Genomic DNA, 366 nt, shown 5'->3' with positions numbered 1-366 from the left:
TATGCGGATGGGTGATGATGAGAAAAAACCGAAGAAAGGTTATGTCTGGGCCTATGCCACTACACAGTACAATCCAGTTCAGGCAGTGATCTATGACTTTCAAGATAGTCGTTCAGGCCAGCATGCTGAAGAGTTCTTGAAAGGCTGGCAGGGCTATCTGGTCTGTGATGATTACAGTGGTTATAAAGCACGCTTTAAATCAGGCCAGGTCATTGAGGTGGGCTGCATGGCCCATGCACGTCGTAAATTCCATGAACTGCATGTGACCGGGAAAAGTCAGGTCGCTGAACAGGCATTGGTGCTGATTCAGAAACTGTATGCGATAGAAGCAGAACTCAGGAAAAAGACCGATGGTACGGCAGAACA

Annotated in this window: 1 protein-coding gene; it reads left to right on the top strand. The window is 47.5% G+C overall.

The genetic code is table 11. The features are described 5' to 3' along the window. A partial coding sequence (locus tag ACY3FQ_RS01175) for an IS66 family transposase (RefSeq protein WP_489774375.1) occupies positions 1 to 366 on the top strand: 366 nt, incomplete at both ends.

The sequence above is a fragment of the Acinetobacter sp. AB03 genome, from assembly GCF_058107045.1.
This window is presented reverse-complemented; position numbering and strand designations above follow the sequence as displayed.